Genomic DNA, 11,399 nt, shown 5'->3' on the forward strand with positions numbered 1-11,399 from the left:
TATACTAACTGGAGATTACCAGCTAGCCTTTTTCAAACCTGGAACATCACCGCGCATCGCTGCTTCACGCAGTTTGATACGGCTAATACCGAACTTACGGTATACAGCGTGTGGACGACCAGTAATCTGGCAACGACGCTGCTGACGAGATTTGCTTGAGTCGCGTGGTAGCTTCTGTAGAGCGATCACTGCATCCCAAACTTCGTCTTCAGATGAATTAGGGTTGTTGATAATTGCTTTTAGTGCAGCACGCTTCTCAGCATACTGTGCAACTAGCTTCGCACGCTTGTCTTCACGTGCCTTCATTGATTCTTTAGCCATGATGTATGCCTATCACTTACGGAACGGGAAGTTCAGGGCAGCCAATAGAGCACGACCCTCATCATTGTTCTTAGCAGTTGTAGTGAACGTAATGTCCATACCACGCATCTTATCAACCTTATCGAATTCGATTTCAGGGAAGATGATCTGCTCTTTAACACCCATGCTGTAGTTGCCACGACCGTCGAAAGATTTCGGGTTTAGGCCACGGAAGTCACGGATACGCGGGATAGAGATGTCTACCAAACGATCCAAGAATTCCCACATACGCTCGCCACGTAGTGTTACTTTACAGCCGATTGGCCAACCTTCACGAACTTTGAAGCCCGCGATAGATTTACGTGCCAAACATACAACTGGCTTTTGGCCCGCAATTGCAGTCATATCTGCAACAGCGTTCTCAAGCATTTTCTTATCGCCCAACGCCTCACCAACACCCATGTTTAGAGTGATTTTAGTCAAACGTGGAACTGCCATTACGTTAGGGCAATTCAGCTCATCTTTAAGCTGCTGCTTAACGGAATCGTTATAAAGCGCTTTTAATCTAGACATGATATCTCCCCTTATCCGCCAATTACTTCGCCGGTAGACTTGAAGATACGAGTCTTAGTGCCGTCTTCAAGAACTTTGAAGCCTACACGATCGCCCTTACCAGTCTGCGGGTTGAAGATCGCTACGTTAGAAACTGCAATTGCAGCTTCTTTCTCAACGATGCCACCTGCTTTACCCAACATTGGGTTCGGCTTAGTGTGCTTCTTCACCATGTTGATACCAGAAACGATCAAACGATCGTCCAGAACACGCATGACTGTGCCACGCTTGCCCTTGTCTTTTCCTGCGATGACAATTACTTCATCGTCACGTTTAATTTTGCGCATAATTTACCTATATCGCTTCCTGCTACCCTCTCATGCTCAAAAACGCCAACACCTTCCGGTGTTAGCGTTTTCACATAAACCGAACAGTATTTTGTTCGATCTTTATAGCACTTCAGGCGCCAGGGAAATGATTTTCATGAACTTCTCTGAACGAAGTTCACGCGTCACTGGGCCGAAGATACGAGTACCGATTGGAGCGTCGCTCGCATTCAGTAGAACCGCAGAGTTAGTATCAAAGCGGATTACTGAACCGTCTGGACGACGAACACCTTTACGGGTACGTACCACTACGGCGTTAAGAACCTGGCCTTTCTTCACTTTACCGCGAGGAATCGCTTCTTTAACAGTGACTTTAATAATGTCACCTACAGAAGCGTAGCGGCGGTGAGAACCACCAAGGACCTTAATACACTGCACTCGCTTAGCGCCACTGTTATCAGCTACGTCAAGCATAGATTCAGTTTGAATCATGGTCTTACTCCACAAACATTTTTAGGCCGCCCGCAATGCGGACGGACCGTCTAATGGAGCAAAGGTGCGATAGTTTACACCTTTGCTGCACGCTCTTCAATACGAACCAACGCCCAAGACTTATTCTTAGACAAAGGACGAGTTTCTGCGATGGTAACTAGGTCACCTTGCTGACACTCATTTTTCTCATCGTGAGCATGCAGTTTAGAAGAGCGCTTCATGAATTTTCCGTAAATCGGATGCTTCTCTTTGCGCTCAACCAGAACTGTGATGGTTTTATCCATCTTGTCGCTAACAACGCGACCAGTAACAGTTCGAGTACGTTTTTCGGCGCTCATACTTAGTTACCTGCCTTTTCGTTGAGTACTGTCTTCACACGAGCGATATCGCGACGAACCTGTCCTAGAAGATGATTCTGAGCAAGCTGACCAGTTGTCTTCTGCATGCGCAGGTTAAACTGCTCTTTTAGAAGACCTAGTAGCTCTTGCTGTAGTTCATCAACGGACTTTTCACGTAGTTCAGTTGCTTTCATTACATCACCGTCCGTTTAACAATGGTTGTTGCAACAGGCAATTTTGCAGCAGCTAGGGTGAACGCTTCAGATGCAAGCTGTTCATCAACTCCGCTCATTTCGAACAGAATCTTACCTGGCTTGATTTGAGCAACCCAGTACTCAACCGCACCTTTACCTTTACCCATACGTACTTCAAGCGGTTTCTTAGAAATTGGCTTGTCTGGGAACACACGGATCCAGATTTTACCACCACGCTTAACGTGACGTGTCATGGTACGACGCGCTGCTTCGATCTGACGTGCAGTGATACGACCACGACCGGTCGCTTTCAGTGCAAATTCACCAAAGCTTACAGTGCTACCGCGCTGTGCTAGACCGCGGTTACGGCCTTTCATCATTTTGCGGAACTTAAGACGTTTTGGTTGTAGCATCGACGTCTACCTCACTTACCTTTCTTCTTAGGCGCATTCTTTTCAGCACGAACTTGTTCGATGCCACCAAGAACTTCACCCTTGAAGATCCAGACTTTAACGCCGATCACACCGTAAGTAGTGTGCGCTTCATAAGTAGCGTAATCGATATCAGCACGAAGTGTGTGCAATGGCACACGACCTTCACGATACCATTCGCTACGAGCGATTTCGGCACCACCAAGACGACCACCTAGCTGAATCTTGATACCTTTAGCACCAAGACGCATTGCGTTCTGTACCGCGCGCTTCATGGCACGACGGAACATAACACGACGCTCAAGCTGGCTTGCAACACCTTGTGCAACAAGACGCGCGTCTAGTTCTGGTTTACGAATTTCTTCGATATTGATGTGAACTGGAACACCCATCATTTCAGATACAGTGTTACGTAGTTTCTCAACATCTTCGCCTTTCTTACCAATCACGATGCCCGGACGAGCCGTGTGAATAGTAATTTTTGCATTCTGTGCAGGACGCTCGATTTCGATGCGGCTAACAGATGCTTTTTCAAGCTGCTTGTCCAGGTACTCACGCACCTGCAGATCGTTCTGCAGCTTGCTTGCGTATTCGCTCTTGTCTGCGTACCACACAGAAGTGTGATCTTTAACAATACCGAGACGAATACCCGTAGGATGTACTTTCTGACCCATAACGGAATCTCCTAGCAGTCAGCTCAGTCGGCCACTTTTACAGTGATGTGACAGGAGCGCTTCAAAATACGATCAGCGCGACCTTTCGCACGCGGCTTGATGCGTTTCATAGTCATTGCTTCATCAACAAAAACTGTAGAAACACGTAGCTCGTCAATATCAGCACCTTCGTTATGCTCTGCGTTAGCAATAGCAGACTCTAGTACTTTCTTAACAAGCGCCGCACCTTTTTTAGGACTATACGCCAGGATATCCAGAGCTTCACCGACAGACTTACCACGGATCTGGTCAGCGACCAGACGTGCTTTCTGTGCAGAGATGCGGGCGCCTTTGTGCTTAGCGGCAACTTCCATCATCTAACTCCTTATCGCTTGGCTTTCTTGTCTACTACGTGACCACGGTAAGTACGTGTCACAGCAAACTCGCCCAGTTTATGACCAACCATGTCCTCGGAAATAAATACCGGAACATGCTGACGGCCGTTGTGTACTGCAATTGTCAAACCTACGAAATTCGGGAAGATCGTAGAACGACGTGACCAAGTTTTGATTGGACGACGGTCGTTTGCTTCAATTGCAGACTCTACCTTTTTCAACAGGTGAAGGTCGATAAATGGACCTTTCTTCAGTGAACGTGGCACAGCTGTATCCTCTTACTTAGCGTTACGACGGCGTACGATCAACTTATCAGTACGCTTGTTCTTGCGAGTTTTATAACCCTTAGTCGGAACACCCCATGGCGACACTGGGTGACGACCACCGGAAGTACGACCTTCACCACCACCGTGTGGGTGGTCTACTGGGTTCATCGCAACACCACGAACAGTAGGACGAACACCACGCCAGCGCGTAGCACCAGCTTTACCAAGCTGACGCAAGGAGTGCTCACTGTTGCTCACTTCACCCAGAGTTGCACGACATTCAACTAGGACTTTACGCATTTCGCCAGAACGTAGACGAAGAGTTGCGTAAGCACCTTCACGTGCAACCAACTGCGCAGATGTGCCCGCTGAACGAGCAATCTGTGCACCTTTACCAGGCTTCAACTCAACACAGTGGATTACAGAACCCACTGGAATGTTGCGTAGAGGCATAGTGTTACCAGGCTTAATATCTACAGAATCGCCAGACATGATCTTAGCGCCCGCAGAAACACCTTTTGGTGCAATGATGTAACGACGCTCACCGTCTGCATATACAACTAGTGCGATATGCGCAGAACGGTTTGGATCGTATTCCAAACGCTCAACTGTCGCTGGAATACCGTCTTTGTTACGACGGAAATCGATGATACGGTACTGCTGTTTGTGACCACCGCCAATATGACGAGTAGTGATGCGACCGTGGTGGTTACGACCACCGCTCTTGCTCTTTTTCTCAACAAGAGCTGCATGAGGCTTGCCTTTATGCAGTTCAGTATTAGTCACTTTAACTACATGACGGCGTCCAGCAGAGGTCGGCTTAGTTTTAGTCACTGCCATTTTATATACCCTCTATTACTCGCCACCAAGAAAATCAATCTCAGAGCCGTCAGCTAGTGCAACATATGCTTTACGCACATCGCTACGCTTGCCTAAACCACGCTGTGTACGCTTGGTTTTGCCCTTAGCATTAAGAACGTTCACGCCTTTAACTTTAACGTTGAACAGCTCTTCTACTGCTTGCTTGATTTCTGGTTTGGTAGCGTCTTTAGCCACACGGAATACCACTTGCTGAGAACCATCAGCTACGATAGTAGCTTTCTCGGAGATGTGCGGACCCAGCAGCACTTGATAAATGCGTTCCTGTTTCATGCCAGCTTCTCCTCGATTTTCTTCAGAGCAGCAACAGTAACTAGTACTTTATCGAAGCCAACTAGGGCAACCGGGTCAACACCCGCAGCGTCACGAACATCAACGTGTGGTACGTTGCGTGCAGCCAAGTACAAGTTCTGCTCTACATCTTCAGTAATCAGCAGTGCGTTAGTCAGCTCAAGCTCGTTCAGCTTAGCCACAAACTGTTTTGTCTTTGGAGATTCCAAAGCGAAATCTTCAACAACAACCAGACGTTCTTGACGTACAAGCTCAGAGAAGATGCAACGCATTGCTGCGCGGTACATTTTCTTATTTACTTTCTGAGCGTAGTCACGCGGCTGAGCCGCGAAGGTAACACCACCGGCACGCCAGATTGGAGAACGACTAGTTCCCGCACGTGCACGACCTGTACCTTTTTGACGCCATGGTTTAGCACCACCACCAGAAACCGCAGAACGGTTTTTCTGAGCTTTAGTGCCTTGACGACCGCCAGCCAAGTAAGCTGTAACCACTTGGTGAACTAGCGTTTCGTTGAATTCTTTACCAAAAGCCAGGTCGGAAACTTCAACCGAACCATTAGCTCCAGCTAAATTCAGATTCATTTCAAACCCCCTTAGGCGCCAGCTTTAACAGCTGGTTTAACGATTACGTCACCGCCAGTTGCGCCTGGAACAGCACCTTTGATCAACAACAGGTTGCGTTCAGCGTCTACGCGAACAACTTCTAGGGTCTGCACAGTAACCTGAGCATTACCCATTTGACCTGCCATCTTCTTGCCTTTCCAAACACGACCAGGAGTCTGACATTGACCAATAGAACCCGGAGCACGGTGAGAAAGAGAGTTACCGTGAGTCGCGTCCTGCATGGAGAAGTTCCAGCGCTTAACGCCACCCTGGAAACCTTTACCTTTAGACTGACCTGTTACGTCAACTTTCTGACCAGCTTCGAAGCGCGCAACTGTTAGCTCGTCGCCAACGTTGACTTCGTCGCCACCCGACAGGCGGAACTCCCACAAACCACGACCAGCTTCAACACCAGCTTTAGCAAAGTTACCAGCTTCTGGCTTAGAAAGGCGGTTAGCCTTCTTAGCACCAGTAGTAACCTGCACTGCTTGGTAGCCGTCGGTTTCTTCTGTTTTCACAGCAGTAACACGGTTCGGTTCCACTTCGATGACGGTGACTGGCACGGATACGCCGTCTTCAGTGAAGACGCGAGTCATACCCGCTTTACGTCCGATAAGACCTACAGACATTTTCTTTTAAAACCTCTTGCCAGTTGTGTACGGGGCTGTTACCCACTACGGCTGCCCTTTCCAGAGCATTCCACACTTAATAAGCGCTTCATTAATTAAAATTAACTCTGCGCAGTTGCCTTTTAGCCGAGGCTGATCTGCACTTCAACACCCGCAGCAAGATCTAGCTTCATCAATGCGTCAACTGTTTTTTCAGTTGGCTCAACGATGTCTAGAACACGCTTATGTGTACGGATTTCATACTGATCACGCGCATCTTTGTTTACGTGAGGAGAAATCAGAACAGTGTAGCGTTCTTTGCGAGTAGGAAGTGGGATCGGACCTCGTACTTGAGCGCCAGTTCTCTTTGCAGTATCTACGATTTCCTGCGCAGAAGAGTCGATCAAGCGATGATCAAAGGCTTTCAGACGAATACGAATTTTCTGATTCTGCATTTCGATCACACATTTCCAAAAAATAATTTTACGGCATACGCCGACCTCCCCCTACTATGAGGGGGACGCAAATTCTACTTATGTCACTTGCGAAGGTCAACAGTAAGCAGGATTAATTTGTACAATTAACAAACAATCTATACTTACACCCCCGAACAAGCTTATAAGTAGGCACAAAAAAGCCCTCACAAGGAGGGCTTTTTCAAATCAAAGAGTTTTAATTACTCAACGATTTTAGATACAACACCAGCACCTACAGTACGACCACCTTCACGAATCGCGAAACGTAGACCTTCTTCCATTGCTACTGGGTTGATTAGTGTAACGTCCATTTGAACGTTATCACCAGGCATTACCATTTCCACACCCTCTGGAAGCTCACATGCACCAGTGATGTCAGTTGTACGGAAGTAGAACTGTGGACGGTAACCTTTGAAGAATGGAGTGTGACGACCACCTTCTTCTTTGGATAGTACGTATACTTCACCCTCGAAACGAGTGTGAGGAGTGATAGAACCTGGAGCTGCTAGTACTTGACCACGCTCAACCTCTTCACGTTTAGTACCACGCAGTAGAACACCAACGTTCTCACCAGCACGACCTTCGTCAAGAAGCTTACGGAACATCTCAACACCAGTACAAGTAGTAGTCGTAGTTTCTTTGATACCTACGATTTCAACTTCTTCACCAACTTTGATGATACCGCGCTCAACACGACCAGTTACTACAGTACCACGACCCTGGATAGAGAATACGTCCTCGATAGGCATGATGAAAGCACCGTCGATAGCACGCTCTGGCTCTGGGATGTAAGAGTCTAGAGTTTCAACTAGAGTCTTAACAGCAGTAGTACCAAGTTCGTTGTCGTCTTCGCCGTTTAGGGCCATTAGAGCAGAACCTGGGATGATTGGAGTGTCATCACCTGGGAATTCGTACTGGTCTAGAAGCTCACGAAGCTCCATTTCAACCAATTCTAGCATCTCAGCGTATTCTTCAGAGTCAGCACCACCACAGTCTTCTGCTAGTAGGTCTGCTTTGTTTAGGAATACTACGATGTAAGGTACACCTACCTGACGAGATAGTAGGATGTGCTCACGAGTCTGTGGCATTGGACCATCAGTCGCGCCACATACTAGGATCGCGCCATCCATCTGTGCAGCACCAGTGATCATGTTCTTAACATAATCGGCGTGGCCTGGGCAGTCTACGTGTGCGTAGTGACGTTCTGGAGAATCATACTCAACGTGAGAAGTTGCGATTGTGATACCACGCTCACGCTCTTCTGGAGCGTTGTCGATACCATCAAATGCAACAGCGTCGCCGCCCCATACTTCTGCACATACGCGAGTTAGAGCTGCTGTTAGAGTAGTTTTACCGTGGTCAACGTGGCCGATTGTACCAACGTTAACGTGCGGTTTTGAGCGTTCAAATTGTTCTTTAGCCACTTTTCATTACCTCAAGTAATTAGGCGAATAAAAATATTAGTTCTGATTGATTACAGCGTCAGCGACATTTTGTGGCGCTTCAGCGTAGTCGAGAAACTCCATCGAGTAAGTCGCACGACCCTGTGTCGCGGAGCGTAGATCGGTTGCATAACCGAACATCTCACCCAGCGGTACATGAGCGTTGATAATCTTACCCGAAGAACTGTCTTCCATCCCCTGCACAAGACCACGACGACGGTTCAGGTCACCCATCACGTCACCCATGTAATCTTCTGGGGTTACAACTTCAACTTTCATCATTGGCTCTAACAAGCACGCATTTGCTTCTTGTGCGTACTTTTTAAGCGCCTGAGATGCAGCGATTTTAAACGCCATTTCGTTGGAGTCAACATCATGGAAGGACCCATCGTACAAACGTGCTTTAAGGCCGATTAACGGATAGCCAGCAATGACACCGTTATGCATCTGTTCCTCAATGCCTTTTTGTACAGCTGGGATGTATTCCTTAGGAATAGCACCACCGACAATCTCGTTGATAAACTCTAGACCCTCTTCATCAGAAGGGCTAAATTCAACGACAACATGACCATATTGACCACGACCACCTGACTGACGTACAAACTTGTGGTTTGCGTCAACAGACTGACGAATCTTCTCACGGTAGGCTACCTGTGGTTTACCGATATTGGCTTCAACCTTAAATTCACGCTTCATACGATCCACGAGAATATCAAGGTGCAATTCACCCATACCGGAAATAATTGTCTGACCCGTCTCTTGATCTGTTTCAACTTGGAAAGATGGATCTTCTTGCGCAAGCTTACCTAGCGCAATACCCATTTTCTCTTGATCAGCTTGAGACTTAGGCTCAACCGCTACAGAGATAACTGGTGCAGGGAACTCCATACGTTCAAGGACAATTTTATTGTCACCATCACATAAAGTATCACCCGTAGTTACATCCTTCATACCAATTAGAGCTGCGATATCGCCTGCGCGAACCTCTTTAATCTCATCACGGTTGTTAGAATGCATCTGCACCATACGACCAACACGCTCTTTTTTACCCTTAACAGAGTTAAAGACCGCATCACCCGATTTAAGAACACCCGAGTACACACGTACGAACGTAAGCGTACCCACAAATGGGTCTGTAGCAATTTTAAATGCAAGCGCAGAGAACGGCGCGTCATCATCAGCCTCACGCTGTGCAACAGTTTCCTGTTCATCATCTAGCGTACCTTCGATCGATTTAACCTCGATCGGAGATGGCATGTATTCGATAACCGCATCCAATACAGCTTGAACACCTTTGTTCTTAAACGCAGAACCAGCCTGCATAAGAACAATATCGTTATCCAAGGTACGAGCACGAAGCCCCTGTTTAATCTCTTCCTCTGATAGATCACCTTCTTCAAGGTATTTTTCCATCAGCTCTTCTGATGCTTCAGCAGCAGCTTCAACCAGCTCCTCGCGAAGCTCATCAGCTTTATCTTGCAAATCAGCTGGAATATCTTCCAGCTCGTAGGTCATACCCTGATCCGCTTCATTCCACATAATGGCTTTCATGCGAACCAGATCGACAACACCAACAAAATCTTCTTCTGCGCCAATCGGGAAATTGATTGGTACAGCATTAGCGCCAAGACGATCTTTTAACTGATCTACAACCATGAAGAAATCCGCACCAAGGCGATCCATCTTATTGACGAATACCATGCGCGGAACTTCATATTTGTTAGCTTGACGCCAAACCGTTTCTGTCTGAGGCTGGACACCGGAAGATGCACATAACACAACAACTGCACCATCAAGAACACGCAATGAGCGCTCTACTTCGATGGTGAAGTCAACGTGCCCAGGAGTATCGATGATATTGATACGATGATCATCGAACTGCTGGTTCATACCCTTCCAAAAGCAAGTTGTAGCAGCAGAAGTAATTGTAATACCACGCTCCTGCTCTTGCTCCATCCAATCCATTGTCGCAGCGCCATCATGTACTTCACCGATCTTATGAGAAAGACCGGTGTAGAACAGGACGCGCTCAGTTGTAGTCGTTTTACCGGCATCTACATGCGCACAAATTCCGATGTTACGGTAACGTGCGATAGGAGTTTTACGAGCCACGACTTAATCCTCAGTATCTTAGAAGCGGTAGTGAGCGAATGCTTTGTTCGCTTCAGCCATACGGTGTACGTCTTCACGCTTCTTAACTGCAGCACCACGGCCTTCAGCAGCGTCCATCAATTCGCCTGCTAGACGCAGAGCCATTGACTTCTCACCACGACCACGAGCAGAGTCTACAGCCCAACGCATAGCTAGAGCCATACGACGAGCAGGACGTACTTCAACTGGTACTTGGTATGTAGCACCACCAACACGGCGGGATTTAACTTCAACCGCTGGCTGGATAGCTTCTAGAGCTTTTTCAAATAGCTCGATTGGATCTTGTTCAGAACGCTCTTCGATTTTATCTAGAGCACCGTAAACGATCTTCTCAGCTACAGACTTCTTACCGTGAACCATTACATGGTTGATAAACTTAGCAAGAACTGTGCTTCCGAATTTAGGATCCGGTAAAATTTCGCGCTTTGCAGCGACGCGTCTTCTAGGCATTGATAAGCCCTCATTAAATTAAAAGGTCTTCAGGTATTCCAAGCAATTGATGCTAGGCCTTACTCTTACCGTGTATTCAACACAGTGTTTAGATAACTAAAGCACTATGTTGGGACGACGATTAAGACTTAGGACGCTTAGCACCGTACTTAGAACGGCCTTGCTTACGCTCATTAACACCTGAGCAATCTAGTGCGCCACGAACTGTGTGATAGCGAACACCAGGAAGGTCCTTAACACGACCACCACGAATTAGAACAACACTGTGCTCCTGCAAGTTGTGACCTTCACCACCAATGTAGGAAGCAACTTCGAAGCCGTTGGTCAAACGAACACGACATACTTTACGTAGTGCTGAGTTCGGTTTTTTCGGAGTAGTGGTGTATACACGGGTACAAACGCCACGACGCTGAGGACAAGCCTGCAATGCACGAACATCGCTTGGCTGAACTTTGCGTTTACGTGGTTTACGTACCAGCTGGTTAATCGTTGCCATTAAGCAAACTCCACGTTTTGATTTAACACCATAAAAAAAATTGGATTTACACAA

19 protein-coding genes are annotated in these 11,399 nt (G+C 47.3%); all 19 read right to left on the reverse strand.

Translation table 11 applies throughout. The features are described from left to right. Nucleotides 1-15: 15 nt before the first annotated feature. The 19 genes from rpsN to rpsL all read right to left on the reverse strand — a co-directional run bounded on the left by rpsN (nt 16) and on the right by rpsL (nt 11,345). Nucleotides 16-321 (reverse strand): 30S ribosomal protein S14, encoded by a 306-nt coding sequence (gene rpsN / locus ACMXYX_RS16335; RefSeq protein WP_415882730.1) that lies wholly within the window; start codon nt 319-321, stop codon nt 16-18. 12 nt (nt 322-333) lie between these two features. Continuing rightward, nucleotides 334-873 (reverse strand): 50S ribosomal protein L5, encoded by a 540-nt coding sequence (gene rplE, locus ACMXYX_RS16340; protein ID WP_415882731.1) that lies wholly within the window; start codon nt 871-873, stop codon nt 334-336. A gap of 11 nt (nt 874-884) precedes the next feature. Continuing rightward, entirely contained in the window at nt 885-1,199 is a 315-nt protein-coding gene (gene rplX / locus ACMXYX_RS16345; protein ID WP_415886125.1) for a 50S ribosomal protein L24, read from the reverse strand. A 102-nt stretch (nt 1,200-1,301) separates the two neighbouring features. Further along, complete coding sequence (gene rplN / locus ACMXYX_RS16350; RefSeq protein ID WP_007021360.1) at nt 1,302-1,670, reverse strand: 50S ribosomal protein L14; 369 nt, start codon at nt 1,668-1,670, stop codon at nt 1,302-1,304. 74 nt (nt 1,671-1,744) lie between these two features. Further along, nucleotides 1,745-2,008, reverse strand: coding sequence for a 30S ribosomal protein S17 (gene rpsQ, locus ACMXYX_RS16355; RefSeq protein ID WP_292949289.1), 264 nt, complete (start codon nt 2,006-2,008; stop codon nt 1,745-1,747). 2 nt (nt 2,009-2,010) lie between these two features. Further along, a complete protein-coding gene (gene rpmC / locus ACMXYX_RS16360; RefSeq protein WP_299179666.1) occupies nt 2,011-2,202 on the reverse strand; it encodes a 50S ribosomal protein L29 in 192 nt (63 codons plus the stop codon). Then, nucleotides 2,202-2,615, reverse strand: coding sequence for a 50S ribosomal protein L16 (rplP, locus tag ACMXYX_RS16365; protein WP_415882733.1), 414 nt, complete (start codon nt 2,613-2,615; stop codon nt 2,202-2,204). Before rplP ends, rpmC begins: the two co-directional genes overlap by 1 nt. 11 nt (nt 2,616-2,626) lie before the next feature. Further along, nucleotides 2,627-3,307: a 30S ribosomal protein S3 gene (rpsC, locus tag ACMXYX_RS16370; RefSeq protein ID WP_415882734.1), complete on the reverse strand. Its 681-nt coding sequence runs from the start codon at nt 3,305-3,307 to the stop codon at nt 2,627-2,629. Nucleotides 3,308-3,330: 23 nt separating this feature from the next. Continuing rightward, nucleotides 3,331-3,660 (reverse strand): 50S ribosomal protein L22, encoded by a 330-nt coding sequence (rplV, locus tag ACMXYX_RS16375; RefSeq protein ID WP_415884689.1) that lies wholly within the window; start codon nt 3,658-3,660, stop codon nt 3,331-3,333. A gap of 11 nt (nt 3,661-3,671) precedes the next feature. After that, nucleotides 3,672-3,947: a 30S ribosomal protein S19 gene (gene rpsS, locus ACMXYX_RS16380; protein WP_415882735.1), complete on the reverse strand. Its 276-nt coding sequence runs from the start codon at nt 3,945-3,947 to the stop codon at nt 3,672-3,674. A 12-nt stretch (nt 3,948-3,959) separates the two neighbouring features. Continuing rightward, nucleotides 3,960-4,787 (reverse strand): 50S ribosomal protein L2, encoded by an 828-nt coding sequence (gene rplB, locus ACMXYX_RS16385; RefSeq protein WP_415882736.1) that lies wholly within the window; start codon nt 4,785-4,787, stop codon nt 3,960-3,962. A 15-nt stretch (nt 4,788-4,802) separates the two neighbouring features. Continuing rightward, nucleotides 4,803-5,099 carry a 50S ribosomal protein L23 gene (gene rplW, locus ACMXYX_RS16390; RefSeq protein ID WP_299179655.1) on the reverse strand — a complete coding sequence of 99 codons (297 nt, stop codon included), beginning with the start codon at nt 5,097-5,099 and terminating at the stop codon, nt 4,803-4,805. Beyond that, complete coding sequence (rplD, locus tag ACMXYX_RS16395; RefSeq protein WP_415889529.1) at nt 5,096-5,701, reverse strand: 50S ribosomal protein L4; 606 nt, start codon at nt 5,699-5,701, stop codon at nt 5,096-5,098. The genes rplW and rplD overlap by 4 nt, the downstream gene beginning before the upstream one ends. Nucleotides 5,702-5,712: 11 nt before the next feature. Continuing rightward, complete coding sequence (gene rplC / locus ACMXYX_RS16400; RefSeq protein WP_415882738.1) at nt 5,713-6,351, reverse strand: 50S ribosomal protein L3; 639 nt, start codon at nt 6,349-6,351, stop codon at nt 5,713-5,715. A gap of 122 nt (nt 6,352-6,473) precedes the next feature. After that, nucleotides 6,474-6,785 carry a 30S ribosomal protein S10 gene (rpsJ, locus tag ACMXYX_RS16405; RefSeq protein WP_075174125.1) on the reverse strand — a complete coding sequence of 104 codons (312 nt, stop codon included), beginning with the start codon at nt 6,783-6,785 and terminating at the stop codon, nt 6,474-6,476. Between the two features lie 221 nt (nt 6,786-7,006). Beyond that, nucleotides 7,007-8,230 carry an elongation factor Tu gene (gene tuf / locus ACMXYX_RS16410; RefSeq protein WP_415882739.1) on the reverse strand — a complete coding sequence of 408 codons (1,224 nt, stop codon included), beginning with the start codon at nt 8,228-8,230 and terminating at the stop codon, nt 7,007-7,009. 36 nt (nt 8,231-8,266) lie between these two features. Next, entirely contained in the window at nt 8,267-10,360 is a 2,094-nt protein-coding gene (fusA, locus tag ACMXYX_RS16415) for an elongation factor G (protein ID WP_415886130.1), read from the reverse strand. 18 nt (nt 10,361-10,378) lie between these two features. Beyond that, entirely contained in the window at nt 10,379-10,849 is a 471-nt protein-coding gene (gene rpsG / locus ACMXYX_RS16420; RefSeq protein ID WP_415882741.1) for a 30S ribosomal protein S7, read from the reverse strand. Between the two features lie 121 nt (nt 10,850-10,970). After that, complete coding sequence (rpsL, locus tag ACMXYX_RS16425) at nt 10,971-11,345, reverse strand: 30S ribosomal protein S12 (protein WP_007021369.1); 375 nt, start codon at nt 11,343-11,345, stop codon at nt 10,971-10,973. Nucleotides 11,346-11,399 lie beyond the last annotated feature (54 nt).

It is taken from the genome of Neptuniibacter sp. QD72_48, assembly GCF_047778065.1.
Classification (GTDB): Bacteria; Pseudomonadota; Gammaproteobacteria; order Pseudomonadales; family Balneatricaceae; genus Neptuniibacter.

What these genes read in the sequence shown, in the direction of transcription:
- rplW (WP_299179655.1), bottom strand. Translation starts at nt 5,099, where the DNA reads ATGAAACAGGAACGCATTTATCAAGTGCTGCTGGGTCCGCACATCTCC.
- rpsL (WP_007021369.1), bottom strand. Translation starts at nt 11,345, where the DNA reads ATGGCAACGATTAACCAGCTGGTACGTAAACCACGTAAACGCAAAGTT.
- rplE (WP_415882731.1), bottom strand. Translation starts at nt 873, where the DNA reads ATGTCTAGATTAAAAGCGCTTTATAACGATTCCGTTAAGCAGCAGCTT.
- rplN (WP_007021360.1), bottom strand. Translation starts at nt 1,670, where the DNA reads ATGATTCAAACTGAATCTATGCTTGACGTAGCTGATAACAGTGGCGCT.
- rpsJ (WP_075174125.1), bottom strand. Translation starts at nt 6,785, where the DNA reads ATGCAGAATCAGAAAATTCGTATTCGTCTGAAAGCCTTTGATCATCGC.
- rplB (WP_415882736.1), bottom strand. Translation starts at nt 4,787, where the DNA reads ATGGCAGTGACTAAAACTAAGCCGACCTCTGCTGGACGCCGTCATGTA.
- rpsG (WP_415882741.1), bottom strand. Translation starts at nt 10,849, where the DNA reads ATGCCTAGAAGACGCGTCGCTGCAAAGCGCGAAATTTTACCGGATCCT.
- rplD (WP_415889529.1), bottom strand. Translation starts at nt 5,701, where the DNA reads ATGAATCTGAATTTAGCTGGAGCTAATGGTTCGGTTGAAGTTTCCGAC.
- rpsC (WP_415882734.1), bottom strand. Translation starts at nt 3,307, where the DNA reads ATGGGTCAGAAAGTACATCCTACGGGTATTCGTCTCGGTATTGTTAAA.
- rpsQ (WP_292949289.1), bottom strand. Translation starts at nt 2,008, where the DNA reads ATGAGCGCCGAAAAACGTACTCGAACTGTTACTGGTCGCGTTGTTAGC.
- rplX (WP_415886125.1), bottom strand. Translation starts at nt 1,199, where the DNA reads ATGCGCAAAATTAAACGTGACGATGAAGTAATTGTCATCGCAGGAAAA.
- rpsN (WP_415882730.1), bottom strand. Translation starts at nt 321, where the DNA reads ATGGCTAAAGAATCAATGAAGGCACGTGAAGACAAGCGTGCGAAGCTA.
- rpmC (WP_299179666.1), bottom strand. Translation starts at nt 2,202, where the DNA reads ATGAAAGCAACTGAACTACGTGAAAAGTCCGTTGATGAACTACAGCAA.
- rplV (WP_415884689.1), bottom strand. Translation starts at nt 3,660, where the DNA reads ATGGAAGTTGCCGCTAAGCACAAAGGCGCCCGCATCTCTGCACAGAAA.
- rplP (WP_415882733.1), bottom strand. Translation starts at nt 2,615, where the DNA reads ATGCTACAACCAAAACGTCTTAAGTTCCGCAAAATGATGAAAGGCCGT.
- rplC (WP_415882738.1), bottom strand. Translation starts at nt 6,351, where the DNA reads ATGTCTGTAGGTCTTATCGGACGTAAAGCGGGTATGACTCGCGTCTTC.